This window comes from Pseudomonas sp. LAIL14HWK12:I7, assembly GCF_000483465.1.
GTDB classification, from domain to species: domain Bacteria; phylum Pseudomonadota; class Gammaproteobacteria; order Pseudomonadales; family Pseudomonadaceae; genus Aquipseudomonas; species Aquipseudomonas kermanshahensis.
Map to the genome: position 1 here is coordinate 22,305 of NZ_AXYZ01000012.1, position 25,175 is coordinate 47,479.

Consider the following 25,175-nt stretch of genomic DNA (forward strand, 5'->3'; position numbering starts at 1 on the left):
TGAAATCAGTCCGGGGCGGGCACGGTCCCGCCCCGAGGTAGCGCTATTGCGTGGTGCGTTATTGCGCCAGCTTGGCCTTGGCCGCCTCAAGGCCGGGTTTGCCATCAACGGTGGTAACGCCCGCCAGCCAGGTATCCAGCTTGCCGGGGTTGTCTTTAAGCCACTTCTTGGCGGCTGCTTCGGGTTTCATCTTGTCGTCCAGGACATAGCCCATCATGGTGCTTTCATCCTTGAGCTCGAACGACAGGTTCTTGAGCAGTTGGCCAACGTTGCTGCATTCCTGCACGTAACCCTTGCGGGTGTTGGTCAATACGGTTGCCTTGCCGAATTCGGGGCCGAAAAAATCATCCCCGCCGGTGAGGTACTGCATCTTGAAACGGGTGTTCATCGGGTGCGGTTCCCAGCCCAGGAACACCACCGACTCGTTGCGTTTCTGCGCCCGGTCGACCTGCGACAGCATGCCGGCCTCGCTCGACTGCACGATCTTGAAGCCCGCGTCCTTCAGGCCGAAGGCGTTCTTGTCGATCATGCTCTGGATGGTGCGGTTGCCGTCGTTACCCGGCTCGATGCCGTAGATCTTGCCGTCCAGTTCTTTCTTGAACTTGGGGATGTCGCTGAAATCCTTCAGGCCCTTGTCATACAGCGCCTGGGGCACGGCCAAGGTGTACTTGGCGTTTTCCAGGTTGGCGCGCACGGTCTCGACGGTGCCGGCGTCGCGGTACTGCTTGATGTCGTTCTCCATGGTCGGCATCCAGTTGCCGAGAAACACGTCCAGGTCCTTGCCGGTGGCCAGCGACTTATAGGTCACCGGTACCGAGATCATGGTGGTGTGGGTCTTGTAACCCAGGGCTTCGAGCACAACGCTTGTGGTGGCTGTCGTCACCGTGATGTCGGTCCAGCCGACATCGGAGAAACGTACCGTCTGGCACTGCTCAGGCTCGGCGGCCTGGGCCAGCAGCGGGGTGGACAACAACGCAACCAACAACAGCGAGGGTGAACCTTTCATGGATGGACTCCTGTGATTTTGTCTTCGGGTTCGCGTGGGTCGCCGGGCGTTCTGAAGGTCCGGTCGACCAGGCCTGCAGAGGGCAGGTTGCGTGGCCGTGCTATACGAGTCGCTTTTGATAATCCTCCAGCGCCGGGCAATCGCCTACTGGTGGGGTCGTATCCAGTACGGAACGGGTCGTATCCAGTACTGGCGATGTCGCATATGGATTTTTCCACCCCCTCGGCCGCGTTTTTGCGTCACCAGGCCGCTGGAAAACGGCGTGAAGACGGCAGTACCTCAGGTAAAAACAGCACGGCGCAGGTGGACAAAACTACGTCGGTTGCAGACGGCGAAGGGGTAGGCAAAAGGCCGATGATGCGTGCATTCATGGCGGCTCGCAGCTTCAGCCTAGCAGTTGCCCCGCCCTGCGCATGGCGCGCAGAGACAAGCCCAGCAAGAGGTGATTCGACAATGGCCATCAGCGTGTTCGACCTGTTCAAGATTGGTGTCGGGCCCTCCAGCTCCCACACCGTCGGCCCCATGCGGGCTGGCGCTCTGTTTGTGCAGGGGTTGCGCGAGCGCGGCGAACTGGAGCAGGTAAAACGGGTCGAGGTGCGGCTGTATGGTTCGCTCTCGGCCACCGGCATCGGCCACGGCACCGACAACGCCACCATCATGGGCCTGATGGGCGAGTGGCCGGACGCCATCGACCCGACCCAGATCGTCCCTCGCATCGCCGACCTGCGCGAAACCAACACCCTGCTGCTGGCCGGCCGCCTGCCCATCGAGTTTGTCTGGGCCCGCGACATGCTGTTGCTGGACGAGAACCTGCCGTACCACCCCAACGCCATGACCTTGATCGCCGAAGGCGCGCAGGGCGAGCTGCACCGTGACACCTACTACTCGGTGGGCGGTGGCTTTGTGGTCGATGCCGCGCAGGCCGCCAGCGGTGTGCTGGACGCCGACCAGACCGTATTGCCCTACGACTTCAACAGTGCCGCCGAGCTGCTGCAACTGTGCAAGCAAAACGACCTCAGCGTGTCGCAATTGATGATGGCCAACGAGAAGGTCTGGCGCAGCGAGGAAGAGATCCACGCCGGCCTGCAGAAGCTCTGGCAAGCCATGCAGGAGTGCGTCACCAACGGCCTGAAATACGAAGGCACGCTGCCCGGCGGCCTCAACGTACGGCGCCGTGCCGCCAAGCTGCACCGCAGCTTGCAAGAGATCGGCAAGCCCAACGTGATCGGCTCGACCATGAGCGCCATGGAGTGGGTCAACCTGTTCGCCCTGGCGGTCAACGAAGAAAACGCCGCCGGCGGGCGCATGGTCACCGCGCCCACCAACGGCGCTGCGGGCATCATCCCGGCGGTGCTGCACTACTACATGCGCTTCAGTGATGTGGTGGACGAGTCGAACGTGACCGACTTCTTCCTCGGGGCGGCAGCGGTCGGCATCCTGTGCAAGAAGAACGCTTCGATTTCCGGCGCCGAAGTCGGCTGCCAGGGCGAGGTCGGTTCGGCCTGTGCCATGGCGGCGGCAGGCCTTGCGCAAGTGTTGGGGGCGACACCCCCACAACTGGAAAACGCTGCCGAAATCGCTTTGGAACACAACCTTGGCCTGACCTGCGACCCGGTCGGTGGCCTGGTGCAGGTGCCGTGCATCGAGCGCAACGCGATTGCCGCAGTCAAGGCGATCAACGCAGTGCAGATGGCCCTGCGCGGTGACGGCGAACACTTCATTTCCCTCGACCAGGTGATCCGCACCATGCGTGACACCGGCGCCGACATGCACGACAAGTACAAAGAGACCTCACGCGGCGGCCTGGCGGTCAGCGCCATCGAATGCTGATGCGCTAATCACGCGCTGCTGGTCACCACGAAGCCCCACTATGGGGCGTTTGTGCATGACCGGCCGTCAGATGTCGCGATGAGTGTGGGCATTGTCGGTGACACTTAAGAGTGTCGTTTCTGGGCAACCCACAAGGCACGTGTCACCAAAGTGCTCAGCAGTTACAAGGAGCGCGCCTAGAACGGCGGTTCCAGAAGTTCAGCCAGCCCGCGCCGCAGGCCCTGATTTGCCGAGTAAAGGCGTCGTTTTCAGGTTTTTTCGGATAGCCGTTCAATTTCAGGCACGGCGTTTGCGTTGTGATTGGCAACAAGCCCCTACCTACGAAGAGGGGGCCATAACAAAAAAATCAGTGCCCGCCTGAGGCACACCCTGCATTTGTGTGAGGAGAAATCGCGATGACGTCGTACACCTCCGGGAATCCAACCCAGAACCGCACAGCTCCCCAGTCCATCGGGTTTCTTCTACTGGACAACTTCACCCTGATTTCCCTGGCGTCGGCGGTAGAGCCGCTGCGCATGGCCAACCAGCTTTCCGGCCGCGAGCTGTACCGCTGGCACACGCTGACCGTCGATGGCGGCCAGGTCTGGGCCAGTGATGGCCTGCAGATCACCCCCGACGCGGCCATGCACAATGCGCCGCCGATCGACACCGTGATCGTCTGCGGCGGTGTCGGCATTCAGCGCACCGTTACCCGTGAACACGTGACCTGGCTGCAGGCGCAGGCTCGCCAGTCGCGGCGCCTGGGCGCGGTGTGTACCGGCAGCTGGGCGCTGGCCTGTGCCGGGCTGCTCGACGGCTTCGATTGCAGCGTGCACTGGGAGTGCCTGGCCGCCATGCAGGAGGCCTACCCACGGGTGAACATGAGCACCCGCCTGTTCACCCTCGACCGCAACCGCTTCACCAGCTCCGGTGGCACCGCGCCGCTGGACATGATGCTGCACCTGATCAGCCGCGATCACGGCCGTGAACTGTCGGCGGCGATCTCCGAGATGTTTGTCTACGAGCGCATTCGCAACGAGCAAGACCACCAGCGCGTGCCGCTCAAGCACATGCTCGGCACCAACCAGCCGAAGCTGCAGGAAATCGTCGCGCTGATGGAGGCCAACCTGGAAGAGCCGATCGACCTCGACGAACTGGCGGTGTATGTGTCGGTGTCGCGGCGCCAGCTCGAGCGCCTGTTCCAGAAGTACCTGCACTGCTCGCCGTCGCGCTATTACCTGAAGCTGCGCCTGATCCGCGCGCGGCAGTTGCTGAAGCAGACGCCGATGTCGATCATCGAAGTGGCCTCGGTGTGTGGCTTCGTCTCTACCCCGCATTTCTCCAAGTGCTACCGCGAGTACTTCGGCATTCCGCCGCGTGATGAGCGCGTGGGCTCCAACACCGCGCAGCAGGTGGCGATGATGCCGATCCCGCAGGCCATGACCCTGTCGCCGCACAGCGGGCCGATGGCGGCCCTGAGCCAGGCACGCAACGAGTCGACGTTCGCCAGCGTAAGGCTGTAAACGCTACGCGCCCGTTTGTAGGAGCAGCCTTGTGCTGCGAAGAGGCCGGTAACAGTGTCATATAACGACCCTGTTTTCACCGGCCTCTTCGCAGCACAAGGCTGCTCCTACAGGTGAACACCGCCCGTGATCATGTATTGATAATGATTCTCGACTACGGGTAACATCGCCGCCCCCGATACTCCCTGGCATACCACCCCGTGGCGGACGACAAACTGCAGCTGTACTTGGCCCATCGGGCGGCGTTGGTCGATTATGCGCGCCCGATTGTTGGCTGCCGTGCCCGCGCCGAGGATGTGGTGCAGGAAGCCTGGCTGCGTTTCAGTGGGCAGCAGGATGATGCCGACATCCGCCACCCCGCCAGCTACCTCTACCGTATCGTGCGTAACCTGGCCCTGGATCAGACCCGCCGCACCGCCACCGAAAAAGCCCAGCCAGACGGCGACGAAATCCTCGCCGAGCTGCCTTCGAGCAGTGCCTCGCCCGAGCAGGCGGTCAGCCAGCAGAACGAGCTGGACGCCATCAGCCGAGCCCTCGAAGAGCTGCCGCAACGCACCCGCATCGCCTTCGAAATGCACCGCCTAGGGGGCTTCACCTTGCAGCAGGTGGCCAACCACCTGAACGTCTCCGTGAGCTTGGTGCATCAACTGGTGCGCGACGCCATGAGCCATTGCATGGCGCGGCTGGAGGACGACCTTTGACGGGGCTGTTGAAAAAACCAGGCGCTGGCGCGTCCTTTGCTCATCGGGCCGACTCTGTGCGACCCTTCGCGCCCCTCAGCCCCCAGGAGACGTGCCGGACATGACGCCAGCAGACCTCGTATCCAGCCGCCGCGAGCAGGCCCTGGACTGGCTCCTGCGCCTGCAGCAGGCCCCGCAGGATGGGCCGCTGCGTGCCGAGTTCGAGCAATGGTGCGCCAGCGATTCGGCCAACGCCGAGGCCTACCGCAAAGCCGAGCGGGTGTGGCAGCTGACGGGGCAACTGGCCCCTGCTACCACCGCGCAATGGCCGCAGGCCGAGGTGCTGCGTCTGCCTGTGCAACGCACATCTCGGCGCCGCTGGTGGCTGGGCGCTGCGGTCGCTGCCTGCTTGTTGGTGGCGCTGGCGCCTTCCTTGAGCCTGCGGCTGCAGGCCGACTACCGCACGGCCCAGGGCGAAACGCGCGACATCACCCTGGCCGATGGCAGCGTGGTGCAGATGGACAGCGACACGGCCATCGCTGTGGACTATGCGGGTGATCACCGTGATGTGCGCCTGCTCACCGGCCAGGCCTTTTTCCAGGTCACCCCCGACAAAGCCAAGCCGTTTCACGTGCGTGCCCAGGCGGTGCAGGTGACGGTGACCGGGACGGCGTTCAACGTCGCACTGCGGCCAGGCAGGGTAGGGGTGGATGTGCAGCACGGGTCGGTGCGGGTCGAGGACAGCGGCGATGGGCATGTGCTGTCCGGTGCGCTGACTGCAGGGCAGCGGCTGCGCTATGACGACGGGCTGGTACAGGTGCACACCTTCGTGCCCGCGCAGGCGGCCGCCTGGCGTCAAGGGCAACTGATTGCCGATGACCAGACGGTGGCCGAACTGGTTGCGGAGCTGGCGCGGTACCTGCCGGGCAAGGTGCTGCTGCGTGACGATGCGCTGGGGGCCAAGCGCGTCACCGGTGTGTATGACCTGCGCAAACCCGAGGCGGCGCTGCGTGCGGTGGTCCGGCCGCATGGCGGAGAGCTGCGTAGCTATGGGCCTTGGATGTTGGTGCTGAGTAAGCCCTGAAATTGCCGGGAGCCGCTTTGCGGCCCCAAAAAACGCGTCACAAAAAAACTAATTTCACAATTTTCTGAAAAATCCCCCCACTGCCCCGTCTTCTTCCCCGCGCGCAATAACTGATACCGATTCGTATTCAATTTTGCAGCCCGGCGATTGCCCGGGGTGGGGATGTGGGATGACTGAAACAACAAGCCGTATGCCTCGCCAAGCGCGGGGGTGGTCGTTGCGCCTGAAGCATTTGGCACGCAGTACGCTGCTTGGCGCAGGCTGTGCCCTGTTCGTGCCTGCAGTGTCGGCAAGTGAGGCCGCCGCCGCTTCGCAATTGGCGCAAGTGCATGCATTTGCTATCCCGGCGCAGGACCTTGCTGCCGCGTTGATCGCCTTCGGCCAGCAAAGCGGTCTGCAAATGACCGCCGATGCGCAGTTGCTGGAGGGCGCGCAAAGCAATGCCGTGCAGGGGCGTTTCAGCAACGAAGCGGCATTGGCTCGCCTGCTTTCTGGCAGTGGCCTGACCTGGGACTACGACGGTGGGGTGGTAAGCCTGCGCCTCCTGCACAGCGATGCAGATGCCGGCCCAATGGAATTGCATGACACCTTGGTGCTGGGCGATAGCGGCGACAATGGTTACCTGGGTGCCACGGTCATCAGCAATCAGGCCATCCGTGCCTTTCCTGGGGCCAACGGCGATATCACGACCCTGCTGCAGATGCACCCGAGCGTGCAATTTTCCAGCGCGCAAAAAAGCTCCAACACCCCGGGCGAAATCGACCCCGCCGACATCAGCATCAACGGCGCCAAGTTCTACCAGAACAACTTCATGATCGATGGCATTTCGATCAATAACGACTTGGACCCTGGCGCCCATGGCTACAGTGAAAACCGCCAATTCGATGCCGCGCCCAGTAACCCCCACGGCATAGCCCTGGACGCTGACCTGCTGCAGGAAGTGAAGGTCTACGACAGCAACGTTCCAGTCGAATACGGTGGCTTCAATGGCGGCGTGATCGATGCCATCACCCGTCGCCCGAGCAGAGAACTGCACGGCAAGATCTCCTATGCACTGACCCGCTCGGAGTGGACCCGCTACCACATTACCGAAGCCGATCAGGAGAGCTTCGACCACGCCTCTTCCGAGCAGTACCAGCCGGAGTTCGAGAAGACCACGTTGCGAGGCATGCTCGAGGGCCACCTGACCGACAATTTCGGTGCCATCTTGAGCTTTTCCCAGCGCCGCTCTGTGATCCCGCTCAACCGTTACGAAAATGGTTACACCAGCCCTAATGCCGACAGCAGCGCGGACCAGACCCGCCAGCTCGACAACTACATGCTCAAGACCTATTGGGACGTCAATGAGCGGTTGACGCTGGAAGGCTCGTTCATCCACGCGCCTCAGGAGAACGTGTTTTTCCGGCAGAATTTTCTCGACTCCGATTTCACCAACACCAATGGCGGCTGGCAGGGTTCGTTGAAGGCCGTCTGGGAAGGTGACCAAGCGCGCTGGACGCACACGCTGGCGCTTACCAACCTGTACAGCTCGCGAGAGGCCGACAGCAAGGACACGGTGTTCTGGTATTACTCCGATGAGAAGAACTGGGGTAACCCCACCGGCAATACAGCCCGCAGCGGTGAGGGCTCGTTCGGCAATCTGGACCAGCGTCAGCGCGGTCTTGATTACACGCTCAAGGGCCAATGGCAGACGTTCGATTTCGCCGGTACCAGCCACGCGTTCACGACAGGCCTTGAGTTGTCGCAAAAGCACGCGGAGTGGGAGCGCGAAGCAACCGGGCAGGGCGTGAGCGGGTTTAGCCGCGACGACGAAAGCCGCTGCGCAGGCGACGATCCGTGGTGCTCCGTCAGCCCGTTGCTCAACGGGAAAAGCCGCCAGTGGGCGAACCTGCGTACCCAGTACAACGCAGGCAAGCTGGACCTGACCGAAAATGCTTACGCCGTGTTCATCGACGACCAGATGCAGATAGGCAAGCTCAGCCTGCGCCCGGGCGTGCGCTTCGAAGGCGATGACTACATGCAGCAGAAGACCCTTTCACCGCGCTTTGCCGGTGACTACGACTTCTTCGGCGACCGCAGCACGGTGCTGGTTTTCGGCGCCAACCGCTATTACGGCCGCAACCTGTTCAAGTACCGCCTTGCCGATGGCCGCCAGGGCTTCAACACCACCTATACCCGCAGCAGCCAGACCAGTGAGTGGGTTGGTCGGCAAACGCTGAACACCAACCGTTTTTCAGACATGAACATCCCTTACGATGATGAACTGATGCTCGGCCTGGAACAGCGCTGGCTGAACACTGACTTTCGCCTGAAGTACGTACACCGCAAGGGCAAGGACCAGGTGGTGCGGTCCTCGTCGCGGGTGCTTGGCCTTGATCCCCTTGAGGGCTACCAGGCCATTTACTACACCTACGTGAATGCGGGTGCGAGCGAGAGCGACAACCTGTCCCTGACCGTTACGCCCAATCAGCCATTGCGGGTGCTGGGCAGTGTCACCAGCCTGCAACTGGCACTGGATTGGTCGCGCAGCAAGAATGCCTACAGCACCTATGAAGCTGGCTTCAATGACGCCGAATACGCGGATGGTGATGTGCTCTACGACGGCAAACGCATGGCTTACAGCCAACTCCCGGCCAGCGACTTCAACCGCCCTTGGACCGCCCGCCTGACCACCATTACCGAGATCCCGCGCTGGCACCTGAGCATCAGCAACTTCTTTCGTTACCGGGGTGCGTACGACCAAATCATCGACACCGGCCGCACCGCCGATGTGGACGGCGAGGCCCTGGCCGTTTACGACACCGCTTCGGTGGCTGGCGCACCCACCTGGGATATGCGCGTGAAATGGGAAATGCCCACCGCCAGGGAGCAGGCGCTGTTTGTTGCTGTGGACGTGACTAACGTCACTGACAAGGTCAACTCGATCGTCAGCAACAGCAGCACCGTCCGCACCACGTATGAAGTCGGCCGCCAGTACTGGCTGGAAGTCGGCTACCGCTTTTGACCCCATAAAAAACCGTGGACACCCTGATGAAAAAGCTCATTGCGGGCCTGCTCGGCCCGCTGCTGCTCGGCGCCTGCACCGCGCTACCCGAACCGGACTCGCCATTGCCTTGGGATGCCCAGGTCAGCCAAGGCACCCTGGCCAACGGCCTGCAATACCGGCTGGTGCGCGAGACCGCCCAGCCTGGCCGGCTCGACCTGCGCCTGACGGTCAATGCCGGTTCCATCGACGAAACCGACGAGCAGGTGGGCGTCGCGCACATGGTCGAACACCTGGTGTTCCACAGCCGCGCCGGGCAGTCGGGCAACCTGCGCCAGCGCATGACGGCGTTGGGCTGGGTGCAAGGCCGCCACTTCAATGCGGTGACCAACTACGAACGCACCCAGTTCATGCTCAGCCCGCCGGCCGGCGTGCGCCAGGCCCCGCAGGCTCTGCAAGCATTGGCCGACCTGGCATTCGCCGGCGACTACAGTGCTGCCGACCTTGAGCGCGAACGGCCGATCGTCATCGAGGAGTGGCGGGGCGGCCTGGGTGTGGCCCAGCGCATGAACCAGCAACGTACCGCGTCGCAACGGGTTGGCTCACGTTACCCAGAGCACCGCACCATCGGCAACGAGGCGGCCATCCGCAATGCCAGCCTGGCCAGCTTGCAAGGCTTTCAGGCGCGCTGGTACCAGGCGCCGAACATGGTGATTTCGGCGGTAGGCGATTTCGAGCCCAAGGCCATGCTGGCGCAGATCGAGCACACCTTCGGCAAGGCCAAAGGTGGTGCCAGCCCGGCTCGCGACTACCGCGACCTGCCGCTGGACAACGCGCTGAAAATCTTCCGCCTGCAAGACCCGCAGTCTGGCAGCAACCAGGTGGCGCTGTTGTTCCGCCTGCATGAACCGGACAGCCGCGGCACCACCCGCGCGGCGCTGCGTGAGCGGTTGATCGACCGCATGGCCTTGGCCGCGCTGCTCGACAGCCTGCGACGCCAGCCGCTGGCGCCCGGGGTGCGCAGCCTGGTGGCACAGAAAACCCTGATCGGCAGCCAGTCGACGGTGCTGGGTATCGCTGCCGGCGTCGAAGGCCAGCAGCACGAACAGGCGCTGCGCCAGCTGCTGACCGAGATCGAGCGCTTGCGTCAGCATGGCTTCAGCGAGCAGGACTACCAAAAACAGCAAGCCCATATTCGCGCCTTGGGCGACAAGACCTTGGCCAACCACGCGCCACGTACATTCGAGCAGTGGGTCGAACAGCTCAACAACGCCACCGCGGCAAAAGGCAGCGTGGTCGAGCGTCATGCTGCTGCCCGTCGCTACCTGCAGGTGCTGCCAGGCATCGAGCGGGAAGACCTCAATCACAGGCTGCGGCATTGGCTTGGCAGTGCCGATCGCGTGTTGCAGTTCAGCGTGCCTGGGCAGTCGCAGGTCGAGTTGCCAAGCGTGGCAGCGGTCGAGGCACTGCGGGTAGAGATCGCCAGCCAGAAGCTCTCCCCACCTGTTCAGCAGTCAGCTGAAACCCCGAGCGTAGCCAGTTACATGCCCGATGCACCGGGTACCGCAGGGCACATTGTCGACCGCAAGGCATTCCCTGCTGAGCACGTCGAACACTGGCGCTTGGGGAACGGCGACCGGCTGGTATGGCTGCGCCGTAACGGCCCAGAGGGCAAGTGGCTGTTACAAGCGGACTCGTCCGCCGGCTACCGCCTCGCCGATGCGCCTGCCTGGCGCTTACAGATGGCTGCCCAACTGGCCGTGCGCAGCGGGCCGGACGGTGCGCAGGCGTGGCGCCAGGCGCAAGGTGCCACCGTCAGCCTTGAGCATCAGCCACAGCGCCTGCAGTTGAACCTCAGCGCCCGCCCCGAGCAGCTTCCGGCCTTGCTGCAGAGCTACCGGCTGAGCCAACAGGCGAGCATCGACGCCACGTTGTTCGACGAGGCGCGCAGCGATCTGCAGCAGCGCCTGCGCAGTCGTCCCGAGGATGTGCGTGCGCGCCAGGAGCGCGAGCAGCGCGTACTCAAGTACGGCGCCGATCATTGGCGAACCCCTGACCAGGCTGCGCTGCAACAGCTCGATCGCAAGCAGTTGCAGGCGGACTGGCAGCGCCTTGCCCGTGCGCCGGTGACTTACTACCTGATGGCCGATGTGCCCGCAGAACAGCTCGAACCGCTGGTGCGCGGCTACCTGGCCAACCTGCCGCGCGGCGTCTCGCCAAACCCGCAAGCCGCGTTGCAGCAACCCGGCCAGCGCCGCAGCGACCTGGCGATAGCGCTCGAGCCCCGCGCTGTGCTGCAGGCCAGCAGCTACCAGCCGCACGCCTGGCAACCGCAGGCCGCCATGCGCGTCGCACTGCTGCGTGAGCTGGCCAACCAGCAGCTCAAACAGCAACTGCGTGGCGAGGCCTCGGGGGTTTATCGCCTGAGCTTCGATGCCCAGCTCGACCCCGATTCGCAGCGCATCGAAAGCACCCTGAGTTTTACCTGCGACCCGGCGCGTGTGGATGAGTTATGGGCACTGGCGCAGCAGACCCTGGCCGGGCTGAAGGTGGATGAGCAGTGGCTGTTGGCCGAGCGTCGCGAGCTGGTGCGCCAGGAGGCTAAACGCCGCGAAGACCCGCAAACCCAATTCAAGCGCTTGATCCTCAGTGAGCGCCACTGGCAGGACCCTCGCTACCTGAGCGAACAGGCGAGGCTGCCCGAGGCACTGACCGTGCCGGCCATGCAGCAACTGGCGCGGAAGTTGTTCCCCGTCGCCAACCAGGTGCAGCTGCGCCTGCTGCCATCGGCTGCCGCGCTGGAGCAGGCGTTGTGAATACCCTGCGCAGGTTCTACCGCCTGAGCCGGCCATTCTGGCAAGCCCGCCAGCAGTGGCTTGCCTGGCTGATGCTGGCGACGATCATCGGGCTTGGCCTGTTGATCGTGCAGATCAACGTGTTGATCAACAGCTGGAGTAAAACTTTCTACGACACGCTGGCGTCTTTCGACACCGAGGGGCTGTACGCGCTGGCCGGTGAGTACGCGCTCTATCTTGGGCTCTACGTGCTGATTTTTGTCGCCCTCGACTACCTGCGCAAAGGGCTGGTACTGCGCTGGCGCCAAGCGATGACCGGGCGTTTGATCGATGCTTGGCTGGGCGACCAGGCGTTCTACCGCCTGGGGCTCAGCGGCGAACCCGACAACCCGGACCAGCGCATCGCCCAGGACGTCGACCTGATGGTGGAGCTGAGCATCGAGCTGGTGGCCTCGCTGGTGGTCAACCTGGCCCAGGTCGGCGCGTTCGTGGTGATCCTGTGGAACCTGTCCGGGGTGCAGACCTTCCACCTGTTCGGCGAACCCTTCACCGTGCATGGCTACCTGCTGTGGATCGTGCTGGCCTACACCTTGATCGGCAGTGTCCTGACCCACCTGATCGGCAAACCCTTGCACGCGCTCAACTATGCGCGTGAGCAACGGGAGGCGGACTTTCGCGCGGGCCTGCTGCGCAAGCGCGACCACGCCGAGCAAATTGCCCTGTACCGAGGCGAGGCGGTCGAGCGCCAGCACTTGGCGCAGCGCTTCCAGGCGATTGCCGAGAACTGGCGACAACTCATGGGCCGTGAGCGTGACCTGAGCCTGTTCACGGTCGCCTACCAGCGCTTCAGCCTGATCGTGCCGGTATTCGCGGCGCTGCCCGCGTTCATGGCCAAGACCATCACCTTGGGTGGCCTGATGCAGATTCGCAGCGCGTTCAATGCCGTGCACGACTCGCTCAGCTGGTTCATCAAGCTGTACCACAAGCTGGTGCGCTGGAGCGCGGCGCTGGAGCGGCTCGACCAGTTCGAGCAGGCCATCGCCGCCAGCCGCCAGCAGGTGATCAAGGCGCCGCAGGGCCATTGCCTGTGCTTGCAAGGGCTGACGGTATGCCGGCCCGACGGCAGTCATTTGCTCCGCGACCTCAAGCTGCGCGTCGGCCAGGGGCAGTGGGTGCGGCTTGCCGGGCACAGCGGGTTGGGCAAGTCGACCTTGCTGCGCACCTTGCAGGGGCTGTGGCCCCATTGCACGGGTGATTGGCAATTGCCGCCGGGGCGCAGCCTGTTGTTGCCGCAGCAGCCGTATCTGCCGCAGATGAGCTTGCGTGGCTTGCTGGCTTATCCACAGGTGCGGTCGATAGACGATGTGCAGTTGGTCGATGTGCTGGGCAAGGTGGGGCTGGGGGGGTTGATTGGGCAACTGGACAGGCAGGTGGAGTGGGAACGGGTGCTTTCTGGCGGCGAGCAGCAGCGGGTGAGCCTGGCGCGGGCGCTGTTGTACCGGCCGGATACGTTGTACCTGGATGAGGCGACCAGTCAGCTGGATATCGGCAGTGCGCAGCGTTTGCTGGGGATGCTCAAGCGGGAGTTGCCGGGGTGTACCGTGGTGGCAGTAACCCACCAGGAAGGGCTGGCAGGGGTGTTTGGGAAAACGCTGGAGCTAGAGCCTGTGTGAACGTGCACCGGCCTCTTCGCGGGTGAACCCGCTCCCACAGGGGGCTCACAGCCTTTGAAGGCTCTGCTGAACCTGGGCTCACAGCCTTTGCAGGCTCTGCTGAACCTGTGGGAGCGGGTTTACCCGCGAAGAGGCCGGTGCAGGATTAATCAGTCAGGTGCGCTTGCTGAACTGCGCCAGCGCAGGCAAAAGCTGTTTGTCGATCGCCTGGCGCACGGCCGGCAGTATCGTCGCGCTGCCGGTATACATCTGCTCGACCATGCCCTTCAGCGCCTTTGCATTGGGCTCGGTCAGCCCACGCACTACCGCCTCGCAGGCCTGCTCGGCGCTGGCCCCGGCGGGGATGTCGAAACCGCGCGCGCGCAGGTGGCCGGCGAGGTCGTCCTGGTCAATCAAATCCGCATGCATCATGGCTGTTGTCCCTTTTATCGCTAAGCGAGTGCTGCTGTGATTTACGACCGATTCTGTGTCCACCGCGACATGCCCGCAAGGGCAGAATGTCGCAATGGCTGCTTTGGCTAAGAACAGGTCGTTTACGGCTAAATCACCCGCCCCTGAAGTGCGCACACTCAAGCCATCTACCGCAACGGAGGGTTTGGTCACCCTCGCTCGTGCACAGTGGATGTTGCTCGCTCTTGGCCCCGGATGCTCACGGCTTTCCGGGGTTATTTTTTGCCCATACTTCGCTGTTTTCCATGCCGCTACCTGACATTTCTGCCAGGTGACTAGCCTGCGTGTTACCTGCTCTGCTAGAGGCGATGGACTTCCAGTGGAGCGGGATTATGAAAATATCTGCCTATAGGGCATGGCTCGTCATAGCAGGGTGCGCGTTGCTCGCGGCTTGCTCGTCATCGACACCGCTAGAGAGCGGAACTTCAAGCGCGGTTACGCAACTGTTCACGCTTGAACCCACCCCAGATCGCAGTACGCTGCAGAAAACAGCCACGGGGTATCTGGCGACTCTGTTGGCGAATCCAGCTAACGAGGAAATAACGCTGGTTGAGGCCAATGCGGAGTTGATCAACAACAGCACTCAGCATTTGGCAGTGACATTGCCTGATGGTAAAATAGCCCAATTCAACGTGCGCGACTTTACTTCAATGGCCGGTGGTTACGAAGGCTGGGTGGGCTATAAACCTTCAGCGTGGAAGCTGAATAACCCTTCACCTGCTGAGATCGATTTTGACCCTCGCTATTACCTGTCGATCGTGCGCCACGGCACCCAGTTGGTCGGTAACTTGATCGTGGATGACCAGCGCTATCAACTGGAATACCTAGGAGGCAGACAGCATGCGTTAATAAAAATTGACAGTTCGAAGTTGCCGCCTGAGGACAGTCAGGATCCAAAGGGGCATGCAAATGAGGTATCGACAGTCAAGACCAACCTGCCGCCAAAATCAGCACACAGTACGATCAGGTTGCTGTTTGTCACTACCAAACAGTCCCGTGCTAAGAATCCAAACTACCGCGCCGCGCTGACCCTTGGGTTGCAGGATGCCAATCAGATCACAAAAAATAGCCAGGTCGCTATAACGTATGAATTAGCCGGTTTTATGGACGCTAATCACGATGAGACCGGCAAAGATTTTGTCACGCTTCTCAATGATCTGACGTACCGGATGCCGGAGGTGAAAGTTGTGCGGGATCGGGTGCGTGCTGATCTCGTCTCGATGTTAGTGGCCAATAACGAGCTGTGTGGTGGCGGTAAACCAGGCCCAGAAAAACATTTAGGTTTTTCGGCAATCTATTGCATCCCTTCATTGTCGCACGAGATCGGTCACAACTTCGGTATGTCCCATAGCTGGGACGGTGTGAGTAATGCTTACACGCATGGATATCAGTATAAACCTGCGTCGGGCTCCCTCAGGTTCCGCACGCAGATGGCTCCCGAGTGCAGCCCTGTCTGCCCTCGGCAATTGTTCTTCTCCAATCCACGCTTGAGTTATCAAGGGCAAGCTCTGGGTACGGTAGCGAACCATGATGTTGCTAGAGCGATGAATGAACGCAGAGAAACGGTCGAGAATTTCTACCCTCCCTTTACGGGTAAGAGAATCAGGAGTGTCGAACGCGCCAAATTAGGGCTTCCAGCCTGCTTGACGGTCACATCAAGTGATGTGCTGACTTTTGCGGATTGCGGAAATATCAGTGAAGGTGATTTTTGGTACTGGAACAACAATGCGCTGACGACCATTCGCGTCCAGCAAGGCGATGTTTTATCATGCCTTCAATGGACGGCAAATGGTGAGGCGGCAGGCATGGGTGCATGCTCAGGTCTGCGGTCAAACTTTAGTTTTGCGGGGGGGATGATTAAGTTTTCAGCCTTGGGTATCTCCAACTGCATGGAAGGTAATGGAAGAAGCGCCAGCCCTAAATTCAGCTATTGTTATGACAGAGATGATGCTCGATGGGAAACTATACCCTGACCGTCTAAAATGTATATTAGGGAACAGGTGGGGCTGCGGTACCTGGTTTGGACTTCGCCCCACCTGCATTACCGTGGCAGCAGGCCAATGATGCGGCCGACGTAGACGGGTGGTGGAATGCCGTATTGGAGCTTCGTTAGGCGTTGTATGCACTCGGTGGTCACATCACCGAATGGAGATGCCTTCGACGCTTTCAAGCAGACGTGCAATAACATCTGTTCACTGGCTGCCAAAGGCCCCTCAACATTTTCGCTGTGCAAGCTGTGATAAACATGCAAGCGCTTGTGATCAAAACCGATGATCTGCGTCTGCACCCACACCTCGGTACCCAGCTTCACTTCATGCAGGTAGTTGATGTGCGCTTCGAGCGTGAACAGCGAATGCCCACTTTGCCCGCGGCTGTCGGCATCCAGGCCGATACGCTCCATCAATGCATCGGTGGCATAGCTGAAAATCAGCAGGTAATAGGCATCGCGCAGGTGCCCGTTGTAATCCACCCAGTCCTCCTGGACCGGGGTGCGGTAGGTGATCAGTGCGGGCATTGCAGTCTCCTTAATCGCCAAAGGCCATGCCGTGCTTGGCCTTGCTGGTTTTCACCGCGTCCAGCACTGCCAACAGGGTGTCATCACGGTAGCGCTCCAGCGCCGCAATACTGCGTTCGCCCAGTTGGTCCGAGGTACCGTCCACTACATCGTCGATCAGCTTGTCGGTCAACTCGGGGGCTGGCAAGTAGGTCCAGGGCAGTTTCAGCGCCGGGCCGAATTGCGACATGAAGTGGCGCATGCCAGCATCGCCACCGGCCAGGGTATAGGTGAGGAAGGTGCCCATGAACGACCAGCGCAGGCCAGCACCAAAGCGGATTGCATCGTCGATCTCGCCGGTGGTCGCCACGCCGTCGTTGACCAGGTGCAGCGCCTCGCGCCACAGCGCTTCGAGCAGGCGGTCGGCAATGAAGCCGGGGACTTCCTTGCGCACATGCAGCGGGCGCATGCCGAGGGCGGTGTAGATGGTTTTTGCCGCGTCGATGGCCTCTGGCGAGGTGCGCTTGCCGCCGACGATTTCGACCAGCGGCAGCAGGTAGACCGGGTTGAAGGGGTGGCCGACTACGCAACGTTCGGGGTGGGTGGACGACTCGTAGAATTCACTGGGCAACAGGCCCGAGGTGCTGGAACCGATGATCGCATCAGGCTTGGCCGCTGCGCTGATCTTCGCGTGCAGGTCGAGCTTGAGGTCCAGGCGCTCTGGTGCGCTTTCCTGGATGAAGTCGGCGTCACGCACGCAGGCTTCGATGGTGCTGACGAAGGTCAAACGTTGTGGCGAAGCGCCTGGCGCCAGGCCTTGTTTTTCCAGCGCCGGCCAGGCGTTGGCGACGCGCTTGCGCAGGGCCTGCTCGGCGCCGGGGGCTGGATCCCAGGCGACGACATCCAGGCCGTGGGCGAGGGCGCGAGCGACCCAGCCGCTGCCGATCACGCCACTACCCAGGGCGGCGAAGGTCTTGATCTCGGTGATGAAAGGCATAGCGGTCTCCAGTGGGATCAGCGGCGTTTGAGGTTCATTTTTTCCCGGCCCTCGGCCGGGGTCAGCACGCGGGCGCCGAGGCGGGAGATGATCTCCACCGCGCGCTCGACCAGTTGGCCGTTGCTGGCCAGCACGCCACGGTCCAGGTACAGGTTGTCTTCCAGGCCGACGCGCACGTTGCCGCCCAGCAGCACGGCCTGCGCGGCCATGGGCATCTGCATGCGGCCGATGCCGAAGCCGGCCCAGGTGACGTTGGCGGGCAGGTTGTCGACCATGGCCTTCATGGTGGTGGTGTCGGCCGGCGCGCCCCATGGGATGCCCAGGCACAGCTGGAACAGCGGGTCGTCGAGCAGGCCTTCCTTGATCATCTGCTTGGCGAACCACAGGTGGCCGGTGTCGAAGATTTCAAGCTCGGCTTTCACGCCCAGCTCGGTGATGCGCTTGGCACCGGCGCGCAGTTGGGCCGGGGTGGAGACGTAGATCGAATTGCCGTCGCCGAAGTTGAGGGTGCCGCAGTCGAGGGTGCAGATTTCCGGCAGCAGCGCTTCGACGTGGGCCAGGCGCTCCAGCGGGCCGATCAGGTCGGTGCCTGGGCCGAATTCCAGGGGCGTTTCGCCTGGGCCGATTTCCAGGTCGCCGCCCATGCCGGCGGTGAGGTTGACGATGATGTCCACGTCGGCTTCGCGGATGCGTTCCATGACTTCGCGGTACAGGTTCACGTCGCGGCTGAAGCGGCCGGTTTGCGGGTCGCGGACGTGGCAGTGGACCACGGTGGCGCCGGCTTTGGCGGCTTCGACGGCGGCTTCGGCGATCTGCTTGGGGGTGACTGGGACCAGGTGGCTTTTGGAGGCGGTGTCGCCGGCACCGGTGAGGGCGCAGGTGATGATGACGTCGTGGTTCATTGTGGTTCCTTGTGATGTCGGTTCTGGCCTTTTCGCGGGTAAACCCGCTCCCACAGGGGATGGTGATGTCCCTGGCATGCGCTGAACCTGTGGGAGCGGGTTTACCCGCGAAAGGGCCGGATCAGTTGGCGGTAAGCTTGAGGTTGTCCGCAGCGGGCTTGCCATCGAAGGTGGTCACACCTTCAAGCCAGCGGGCCTTGTCCTCGGGGTGGTCCTTGAGCCACTGGCGGGCCGACTCCAGCGCGTCCTTGTGGTCGAGCAGCGGCTGCATCATGCGGCTCTCGTCCTCGGCGCTGAAATTCAGGTTGGCCAGCAGGCGGTGAGCGTTGGGGCAGCGTTCGGCGTAGTCCGGCGCGGTGACCGTCCACACCGTGGCGCGGCCTTCGTCAGGGCCGAGCGCGTCCTGGCTGTCGCCCAGGTAGGCCATGTCGATGTTCACGTTCATGGGGTGCGGCGCCCAGCCGAAGAACACCACCGCCTCCTTGCGCCGCACGGCACGGTCGACCGCGGCGAGCATGCCGGCCTCGCTGGACTCGACCAGCTGGAACTTGCCCAGGCCGAACTGGTTCTTGGCGATCATCGCCTTGATCTGGGTATTGGCCCCCGAGCCGGGCTCGATGCCGTAGATTTTCCTACCCAGTTCCTTTTCGAACTTGTGAATGTCGGCGAAGGTCTTCAACCCCTTGTCGGCCAGGTACTTTGGCACTGCCAGGGTCGCCCGGGCGTCTTCCAGGCTCGGCTTGTCGAGCACCTTGACCTGCTTGGCGTCGATGAACGGGGTGATGGTCTGGGTCATGATCGGGTTCCAGTAACCCAGGAACATGTCCAGGCGTTTGTCGCGGATGCCGGCAAAGATGATCTGCTGCGAAGCGCTGGTCTGCTTGGTCTGGTAACCCAGGCCGTCGAGCAGTACCTGGGCCATGGCGCTGGTGGCGATGACGTCGGTCCAGTTGACCACGCCCAGGCGCACGTTCTGGCAGGCGGCGGGCTCGGCGGCTAGAAGCGGGGTAGAGACGATGCTGCTCACGGCAAGGGTCAACAGGCTGCGGCGGATCAAGCTGTGCATGGTGGCTCTCCATCGGCAGTGCATATTGTTATGGGGATCGGTCTCTCTGGACCGTGTGAACACGCTACGCTGCTGTCGGGGTGGAAAATCGCACCCTGGCGACCAACACTTGCACCCAGGCGACCACCTTCACTGTGGAGCACAGCAATGCCGCAGATCATTCATTTCCTGTTGTTGCCCGGCTTCTCGGCCATGGGCTTTATCAGTGCCCTGGAGCCGCTGCGTGTGGCCAACCGCTTCAAGGGCCCGTCGTATCGCTGGCAGGTGCTGAGCCTGGATGGCGGCGCGGTGCAGGCCAGCAATGGGATGTCGGTGAACGCCGATGCGGCATTGGGCGCGGGCGAGGCGGGGGGCATTTTGCTGATCGTCGCCGGCTTCGAGCCTTTGGCCTGTTATGGGCCGCCGCTGCAGCAGGCGCTGCGCCGTCTCGATCATGACGGGGTGATACTGGGTGGCATCGATACTGGGGCGGTGGTGCTGGCCGAGGCGGGCTTGCTCGACGGCCACCGCGCGACCGTGCACTGGGAGGCGCTGGAAGCGTTCAAGGAAAACTACCCAGGTTTGCAGGCGACCCAAGAGTTGTTCGAAATCGACCGGCGGCGCATCACCTGCGCGGGCGGCACCGCCTCGATCGACCTGATGCTCGACTTGATTGCGCAAGCCCACGGCAGTGAGCTGGCGGTGCAGGTGTCGGAGCAGTTCGTGCTCGGGCGTATCCGCCCGCGACAAGACCACCAGCGCATGCAGATCGCCAGCCGCTATGGCATCAGCAACAAGAAGCTGGTGAAAGTGATTGGCGAGATGGAGCGCAATACCGAACAGCCTTTGAATACCCAAGTGCTGGCTGATGCGGTGCAGGTAACGCGGCGGCAGCTGGAGCGGCTGTTTCGGCTACACCTGGACGACACGCCCAGCGGGTTTTACCTGCGGCTGCGGTTGGACAAGGCGCGGCAGTTGTTGCGCCAGACCGACATGAGCGTGCTGGAGGTGGGGGTAGCGTGTGGGTTTGAGTCGGCGTCGTACTTTACCCGCTGTTACCGGGCGCGGTATCAGCGGTGCCCGCGGGAGGATCGGCTGGCCAGAGCGGTGTGAAGTAAACCTGTACCGGCCTCTTCGCGGGCAAGCCCGCTCCCACAGGGACCGCGCCGGTCGTAAGGAATGCGCAGTACCTGTGGGAGCGGGCTTGCCCGCGAAGAGGCCGGTGCAGGTTTACTGCTGCCCGATAGACTGCAGGTACTCCGACCGGTCATCACTGCGCTGCGCCACACAGGTGCCCCACGCCGCCTCGAACGCCTTGCTGCCAGGCTTCTCGGCAAAGGTCTCGACCTTGCAATCGGCATCGCGCAGCTGGGCCCAGAGTTTTTCCGCCGCCTCCATGCGCCCCACCAAGGCATTGGCCTGATCGGCTTCGTCGGCATACTGGTCGCGAATGCGCTGGATCAAGTCATCGTAAGCCGACTTCAGCTCCCGCTCGGCCGTCTGCTTGTTGAAGGCCGCGCACGCGTACGTCTGTTGGTCGGTCTCGACGTTGTCGCACGGGGTGCTTTCTTCCTCGCCGGCCTGGGCGCCCGACACGACGGCCAGCAGTACCAGGCATGCCATTGATTTCATCCTTTATCTCCTCAACAGGCTGACGAATCGCAGGGATTCTCGCTCAGCCGAAGGCAACGCGGTAGCTCCCTGACGAAATGTTCATGAAAGCGAGCAAAATGTCGTTATCGAGACTGTCTCTCATCGCCAGATAGCGTCGCAGAGGGCCTGTTGTCGCGCATTGACGCTTTCGGCAAACCCCCTGTCGTTTTTGCATCGGGGCGCCTCGGGGCACAGGCATATGCTGGCCCCAAAGCGCCGGCACAACGTTCGGCGTGACCCAACTCAATAAAAGGGGACAGCCTGATGAGCCCAGCCGAATTACACGCCGACAGCATCGTCATCGACGGTTTGATCATTGCCAAATGGAACCGCGAGCTGTTCGAAGACATGCGCAAAGGCGGCCTGACTGCGGCCAACTGCACGGTGTCGGTCTGGGAAGGGTTCAAGGCCACGGTCGACCAGATCGCCTCCAGCCAGAAGCTGATCCGCGACAACAGCGACCTGGTCATGCCGGTGCGCACCACCGCCGACATCCGCAAGGCGAAAGAACTGGGCAAGACCGGCATCCTCTTCGGCTTCCAGAACGCCCACGCGTTCGAAGACCAGATCGCCTACGTGGACGTGTTCAAGCAGCTGGGCGTGGGCATCGTGCAGATGTGCTACAACACCCAGAACCTGGTCGGCACCGGCTGCTACGAGCGTGACGGCGGCCTGTCGGGCTTCGGCCGCGAGATCGTCGCCGAAATGAACCGCGTCGGCATCATGTGCGACCTGTCCCATGTGGGCTCCAAGACTTCTGAAGAAGTCATCCTCGAATCGAAGAAGCCGGTCTGCTACTCCCACTGCCTGCCGTCGGGGCTCAAGGAGCACCCGCGCAACAAGTCGGACGAAGAGCTGAAATTCATCGCCGACCACGGCGGCTTCGTTGGCGTGACCATGTTTGCGCCGTTCCTGGCCAAGGGCATCGATTCGACCATCGACGACTACGCCGAAGCCATCGAATACACCATGAACATCGTCGGTGAAGACGCCATCGGCATCGGCACCGACTTCACCCAGGGTCACGGGCAGGACTTCTTCGAATACCTGACCCACGACAAGGGCTACGCCCGTCGCCTGACCAACTTCGGCAAGATCATCAACCCGCTGGGCATTCGCACCGTTGGCGAGTTCCCCAACCTCACCGAGACCTTGCTCAAGCGCGGCCACTCCGAGCGTGTGGTGCGCAAGATCATGGGCGAGAACTGGGTAAACGTCCTCAAGGATGTCTGGGGCGAGTAAGCCGCTCTCCAAGCCTGAAAGCCCCTGCCAGCAACGCCGGGGCATCCCAATAAAAAATTTTATGGAGTTGAGTTTCCATGGCCAAGATCGCCCCGCAATTGCCAATCGAAGTCGACAGTGAGACCGGTGTCTGGACCAGCGACGCCTTGCCAATGCTGTACGTGCCACGCCATTTCTTCGTTAACAACCACATCGGTATCGAGGAAGTGCTGGGCGCCGACGCCTATGCCGAGATCCTCTACAAGGCGGGCTACAAGTCGGCCTGGCACTGGTGTGAAAAAGAAGCCGAGTGCCATGGCCTGGAAGGCGTGGCGGTGTTCGAGCACTACATGAAGCGCCTGTCCCAGCGTGGCTGGGGCCTGTTCGAGATCCAGGACATCGACCTGGACAAAGGCACCTGCAGCGTCAAGCTCAAGCACTCCGCCTTCGTCTACGTGTACGGCAAGGTTGGCCGCAAGGTCGACTACATGTTCACCGGCTGGTTCGCCGGCGCAATGGACCAGATTCTCGCTGCCCGTGGCAGCAAGATCCGCACCGTGGCCGAGCAGGTCTATGGCGGGTCGGAAGAAGGCCACGAAGATGGCCTGTTCGTTACAAAGCCGTTGTAAGCCGGAGATAGCGTCATGGCATTCGAAGCAATGTTCCAGCCGATCCAGATCGGCAAACTGACCATCCGCAACCGCGTGCTCAGCACCGCGCACGCCGAGGTCTACGCCACTGACGGCGGCATGACGACCGACCGCTATGTGAAGTACTACGAAGAGAAGGCCAAGGGCGGCATCGGCCTGGCGATCTGCGGCGGCTCGTCCGTGGTCGCCATCGACAGCCCGCAAGAGTGGTGGGCGTCGGTCAACCTGTCGACCGACCGCATCATTCCGCACTTCCAGAACCTGGCCGACGCCATGCACAAGCATGGCGCCAAGATCATGATCCAGATTACCCACATGGGCCGTCGCTCGCGTTGGGACGGCTTCAACTGGCCGACCCTGATGTCGCCGTCGGGTATCCGTGAACCCGTGCACCGCGCCACCTGCAAAACCATCGAGGTGGAAGAGATCTGGCGAGTGATCGGCAACTACGCGCAGGCTGCGCGTCGTGCCAAAGAAGGCGGCCTGGACGGCGTCGAACTGTCGGCCGTGCACCAGCACATGATCGACCAGTTCTGGAGCCCGCGGGTCAACAAGCGTACGGACGAATGGGGCGGTACGTTCGAAGGCCGCATGAAGTTCGGCATGGAAGTGCTCAAGGCGGTGCGCGCCGAGGTCGGCGACGACTTCTGCGTGGGCATGCGTATCTGCGGCGACGAATTCCACCCCGATGGCCTGAGCCACGAGGACATGAAGCAGATCGCCGCGTACTACGACGCGACCGGCATGCTCGACTTCATCGGCGTGGTGGGCTCGGGTTGCGACACCCACAACACCCTGGCCAACGTTATCCCGAACATGAGCTACCCGCCGGAGCCGTTCCTGCACCTGGCGGCCGGCATCAAGGAAGTGGTCAAGGTCCCGGTGCTGCACGCGCAGAACATCAAAGACCCCAACCAGGCCACGCGCATCCTCGAAGGCGGCTATGTCGACATGGTCGGCATGACCCGCGCGCACATGGCTGACCCGCACCTGATCGCCAAGATCAAGATGGGGCAGATCGACCAGATCAAACAGTGCGTCGGTGCCAACTACTGCATCGACCGCCAGTACCAGGGCCTGGATGTACTGTGCATCCAGAACGCCGCTACCTCCCGTGAATACATGGGCGTGCCGCACATCATCGAGAAGACCACCGGCGTCAAACGCAAGGTAGTGGTGGTTGGCGCCGGCCCTGCCGGCATGGAAGCCGCCCGCGTGGCTGCCGAGCGCGGCCACGACGTGACCCTGTTCGAGAAGAAAGACCAGATCGGCGGGCAGATCACCATCGCCGCCAAGGCACCGCAGCGCGACCAGATCGCCGGTATCACCCGCTGGTACCAACTGGAACTGGCACGCCTGAAAGTCGACCTGCGCTTGGGCACCGCTGCCAGCGTGGACGCGATCCAGGACCTGCGCCCGGACGTTATCGTGCTGGCGGTGGGCGGCCATCCGTTCGTCGAGCAGAACGAGCACTGGGGCGCGGCCGAAGGGCTGGTGGTCAGCAGCTGGGACGTGCTCGATGGCAAGGTTGCGCCGGGCAAGAACGTGCTGGTGTACGACACCATCTGCGAGTTCACCGGCATGTCGACGGCGGACTACATTGCTGACAAGGGCAGCCAGGTCGAAATCGTCACCGACGACATCAAGCCAGGCGTGGCCATGGGCGGCACGACCTTCCCGACCTACTACCGCAGCATGTACCCCAAAGAAGTGATCATGACCGGCGACATGATGCTGGAAAAGGTCTACCGCGAAGGCGACAAGCTGGTGGCGGTGCTGGAGAACGAATACACCGGTGCCAAGGAAGAACGCGTGGTCGACCAGGTGGTGATCGAGAACGGCGTGCGCCCTGACGAGGAGCTGTACTACGCGCTGAAGGATGGCTCGCGCAACAAGGGCCAGATCGATGTGGAGGCGCTGTTTGCCATCAAGCCGCAGCCGATCCTCAGCCAGCCGGGCGAGGGCTACCTGCTGTACCGCATCGGTGACTGCGTGGCCCAGCGCAACGTGCATGCGGCGATCTACGACGCCTTGCGCCTGTGCAAGGATTTCTGATCGTTAACAGTCGCCGCCACTGAGCGCGGCCTCTGTGGGAGCGGGTTTACCCGCGAATGCGTCAGCTCTGACAACGCCGTTGCCTGACCGGACGCATTCGCGGGTAAACCCGCTCCCACAAGGGGCCAGTCTCGTCCTCAAGGCGGCGCAAGAAT

19 protein-coding genes are annotated in these 25,175 nt (G+C 62.3%); 12 read left to right on the forward strand and 7 right to left on the reverse strand.

The window, feature by feature from the left end; translation table 11 throughout:
* Positions 1–58 precede the first annotated feature (58 nt).
* Positions 59–1,006 (reverse strand): choline ABC transporter substrate-binding protein, encoded by a 948-nt coding sequence (locus D886_RS0112620; protein WP_027594277.1) that lies wholly within the window; start codon positions 1,004–1,006, stop codon positions 59–61.
* 453 nt (positions 1,007–1,459) lie between these two features.
* Here D886_RS0112620 and D886_RS0112625 point away from each other — a divergent pair, with 453 nt between their 5' ends.
* The 7 genes from D886_RS0112625 to D886_RS0112655 all read left to right on the forward strand — a co-directional run bounded on the left by D886_RS0112625 (position 1,460) and on the right by D886_RS0112655 (position 13,553).
* Positions 1,460–2,836, forward strand: coding sequence for an L-serine ammonia-lyase (locus D886_RS0112625; protein ID WP_027594278.1), 1,377 nt, complete (start codon positions 1,460–1,462; stop codon positions 2,834–2,836).
* 395 nt (positions 2,837–3,231) lie between these two features.
* Complete coding sequence (locus tag D886_RS0112630) at positions 3,232–4,338, forward strand: GlxA family transcriptional regulator (protein WP_027594279.1); 1,107 nt, start codon at positions 3,232–3,234, stop codon at positions 4,336–4,338.
* 200 nt (positions 4,339–4,538) lie between these two features.
* Positions 4,539–5,039, forward strand: coding sequence for a sigma-70 family RNA polymerase sigma factor (locus D886_RS0112635; protein ID WP_027594280.1), 501 nt, complete (start codon positions 4,539–4,541; stop codon positions 5,037–5,039).
* Positions 5,040–5,139: 100 nt separating this feature from the next.
* Complete coding sequence (locus D886_RS0112640) at positions 5,140–6,102, forward strand: FecR family protein (protein ID WP_027594281.1); 963 nt, start codon at positions 5,140–5,142, stop codon at positions 6,100–6,102.
* Between the two features lie 169 nt (positions 6,103–6,271).
* Positions 6,272–9,106: a TonB-dependent receptor gene (locus D886_RS0112645; RefSeq protein WP_050580748.1), complete on the forward strand. Its 2,835-nt coding sequence runs from the start codon at positions 6,272–6,274 to the stop codon at positions 9,104–9,106.
* Between the two features lie 26 nt (positions 9,107–9,132).
* Positions 9,133–11,901: a M16 family metallopeptidase gene (locus D886_RS0112650; RefSeq protein ID WP_027594283.1), complete on the forward strand. Its 2,769-nt coding sequence runs from the start codon at positions 9,133–9,135 to the stop codon at positions 11,899–11,901.
* Complete coding sequence (locus D886_RS0112655; RefSeq protein WP_027594284.1) at positions 11,898–13,553, forward strand: ABC transporter ATP-binding protein/permease; 1,656 nt, start codon at positions 11,898–11,900, stop codon at positions 13,551–13,553. The genes D886_RS0112650 and D886_RS0112655 overlap by 4 nt, the downstream gene beginning before the upstream one ends.
* Positions 13,554–13,706: 153 nt before the next feature.
* Here D886_RS0112655 and D886_RS0112660 read toward each other — a convergent pair whose 3' ends face one another.
* On the reverse strand, positions 13,707–13,964 hold the full coding sequence (locus tag D886_RS0112660) for a hypothetical protein (RefSeq protein ID WP_027594285.1): 258 nt from the start codon (positions 13,962–13,964) through the stop codon (positions 13,707–13,709).
* Positions 13,965–14,335: 371 nt separating this feature from the next.
* On the opposite strand from D886_RS0112660, the gene D886_RS26945 reads away from it, so the two are divergent.
* Positions 14,336–15,976 carry a reprolysin-like metallopeptidase gene (locus D886_RS26945; RefSeq protein ID WP_155951420.1) on the forward strand — a complete coding sequence of 547 codons (1,641 nt, stop codon included), beginning with the start codon at positions 14,336–14,338 and terminating at the stop codon, positions 15,974–15,976.
* Positions 15,977–16,044: 68 nt separating this feature from the next.
* On the opposite strand, the gene D886_RS0112670 is transcribed toward D886_RS26945, so the two are convergent.
* From D886_RS0112670 to choX, 4 genes are all read right to left on the reverse strand, one after another.
* Positions 16,045–16,518, reverse strand: a complete 474-nt coding sequence (locus D886_RS0112670; RefSeq protein ID WP_027594286.1) for a thioesterase family protein — start codon at positions 16,516–16,518, stop codon at positions 16,045–16,047.
* Between the two features lie 10 nt (positions 16,519–16,528).
* On the reverse strand, positions 16,529–17,494 hold the full coding sequence (locus tag D886_RS0112675; RefSeq protein WP_027594287.1) for an L-carnitine dehydrogenase: 966 nt from the start codon (positions 17,492–17,494) through the stop codon (positions 16,529–16,531).
* A gap of 17 nt (positions 17,495–17,511) precedes the next feature.
* The gene (locus tag D886_RS0112680) at positions 17,512–18,396 is read right to left on the reverse strand and encodes a 3-keto-5-aminohexanoate cleavage protein (protein ID WP_027594288.1); all 885 of its coding nucleotides are present in this window, start codon (positions 18,394–18,396) and stop codon (positions 17,512–17,514) included.
* A gap of 121 nt (positions 18,397–18,517) precedes the next feature.
* Positions 18,518–19,462 (reverse strand): choline ABC transporter substrate-binding protein, encoded by a 945-nt coding sequence (gene choX / locus D886_RS0112685; RefSeq protein ID WP_027594289.1) that lies wholly within the window; start codon positions 19,460–19,462, stop codon positions 18,518–18,520.
* A gap of 147 nt (positions 19,463–19,609) precedes the next feature.
* Here choX and D886_RS0112690 point away from each other — a divergent pair, with 147 nt between their 5' ends.
* On the forward strand, positions 19,610–20,554 hold the full coding sequence (locus tag D886_RS0112690; RefSeq protein WP_027594290.1) for a GlxA family transcriptional regulator: 945 nt from the start codon (positions 19,610–19,612) through the stop codon (positions 20,552–20,554).
* Positions 20,555–20,671: 117 nt separating this feature from the next.
* On the opposite strand, the gene D886_RS0112695 is transcribed toward D886_RS0112690, so the two are convergent.
* A complete protein-coding gene (locus tag D886_RS0112695; RefSeq protein WP_027594291.1) occupies positions 20,672–21,073 on the reverse strand; it encodes a lysozyme inhibitor LprI family protein in 402 nt (133 codons plus the stop codon).
* Positions 21,074–21,358: 285 nt separating this feature from the next.
* Between D886_RS0112695 and D886_RS0112700 the strand changes: the two genes are divergently transcribed.
* The 3 genes from D886_RS0112700 (at position 21,359) to dgcA (ending at position 25,020) form a co-directional block, all read left to right on the forward strand.
* The gene (locus D886_RS0112700; RefSeq protein ID WP_027594292.1) at positions 21,359–22,336 is read left to right on the forward strand and encodes a dipeptidase; all 978 of its coding nucleotides are present in this window, start codon (positions 21,359–21,361) and stop codon (positions 22,334–22,336) included.
* A 77-nt stretch (positions 22,337–22,413) separates the two neighbouring features.
* On the forward strand, positions 22,414–22,944 hold the full coding sequence (locus D886_RS0112705) for a DUF5943 domain-containing protein (RefSeq protein ID WP_027594293.1): 531 nt from the start codon (positions 22,414–22,416) through the stop codon (positions 22,942–22,944).
* A 15-nt stretch (positions 22,945–22,959) separates the two neighbouring features.
* Positions 22,960–25,020, forward strand: a complete 2,061-nt coding sequence (gene dgcA / locus D886_RS0112710; protein WP_027594294.1) for a dimethylglycine demethylation protein DgcA — start codon at positions 22,960–22,962, stop codon at positions 25,018–25,020.
* The last annotated feature ends 155 nt before the right edge of the window (positions 25,021–25,175 follow it).

What these genes read in the sequence shown, in the direction of transcription:
- D886_RS26945 (WP_155951420.1), top strand. Translation starts at nt 14,336, where the DNA reads ATGAAAATATCTGCCTATAGGGCATGGCTCGTCATAGCAGGGTGCGCG.
- D886_RS0112700 (WP_027594292.1), top strand. Translation starts at nt 21,359, where the DNA reads ATGAGCCCAGCCGAATTACACGCCGACAGCATCGTCATCGACGGTTTG.
- D886_RS0112625 (WP_027594278.1), top strand. Translation starts at nt 1,460, where the DNA reads ATGGCCATCAGCGTGTTCGACCTGTTCAAGATTGGTGTCGGGCCCTCC.
- D886_RS0112645 (WP_050580748.1), top strand. Translation starts at nt 6,272, where the DNA reads ATGACTGAAACAACAAGCCGTATGCCTCGCCAAGCGCGGGGGTGGTCG.
- choX (WP_027594289.1), bottom strand. Translation starts at nt 19,462, where the DNA reads ATGCACAGCTTGATCCGCCGCAGCCTGTTGACCCTTGCCGTGAGCAGC.
- D886_RS0112690 (WP_027594290.1), top strand. Translation starts at nt 19,610, where the DNA reads ATGCCGCAGATCATTCATTTCCTGTTGTTGCCCGGCTTCTCGGCCATG.
- D886_RS0112680 (WP_027594288.1), bottom strand. Translation starts at nt 18,396, where the DNA reads ATGAACCACGACGTCATCATCACCTGCGCCCTCACCGGTGCCGGCGAC.
- D886_RS0112705 (WP_027594293.1), top strand. Translation starts at nt 22,414, where the DNA reads ATGGCCAAGATCGCCCCGCAATTGCCAATCGAAGTCGACAGTGAGACC.
- D886_RS0112620 (WP_027594277.1), bottom strand. Translation starts at nt 1,006, where the DNA reads ATGAAAGGTTCACCCTCGCTGTTGTTGGTTGCGTTGTTGTCCACCCCG.
- D886_RS0112660 (WP_027594285.1), bottom strand. Translation starts at nt 13,964, where the DNA reads ATGATGCATGCGGATTTGATTGACCAGGACGACCTCGCCGGCCACCTG.
- D886_RS0112630 (WP_027594279.1), top strand. Translation starts at nt 3,232, where the DNA reads ATGACGTCGTACACCTCCGGGAATCCAACCCAGAACCGCACAGCTCCC.
- D886_RS0112650 (WP_027594283.1), top strand. Translation starts at nt 9,133, where the DNA reads ATGAAAAAGCTCATTGCGGGCCTGCTCGGCCCGCTGCTGCTCGGCGCC.
- dgcA (WP_027594294.1), top strand. Translation starts at nt 22,960, where the DNA reads ATGGCATTCGAAGCAATGTTCCAGCCGATCCAGATCGGCAAACTGACC.
- D886_RS0112640 (WP_027594281.1), top strand. Translation starts at nt 5,140, where the DNA reads ATGACGCCAGCAGACCTCGTATCCAGCCGCCGCGAGCAGGCCCTGGAC.
- D886_RS0112675 (WP_027594287.1), bottom strand. Translation starts at nt 17,494, where the DNA reads ATGCCTTTCATCACCGAGATCAAGACCTTCGCCGCCCTGGGTAGTGGC.
- D886_RS0112695 (WP_027594291.1), bottom strand. Translation starts at nt 21,073, where the DNA reads ATGAAATCAATGGCATGCCTGGTACTGCTGGCCGTCGTGTCGGGCGCC.
- D886_RS0112670 (WP_027594286.1), bottom strand. Translation starts at nt 16,518, where the DNA reads ATGCCCGCACTGATCACCTACCGCACCCCGGTCCAGGAGGACTGGGTG.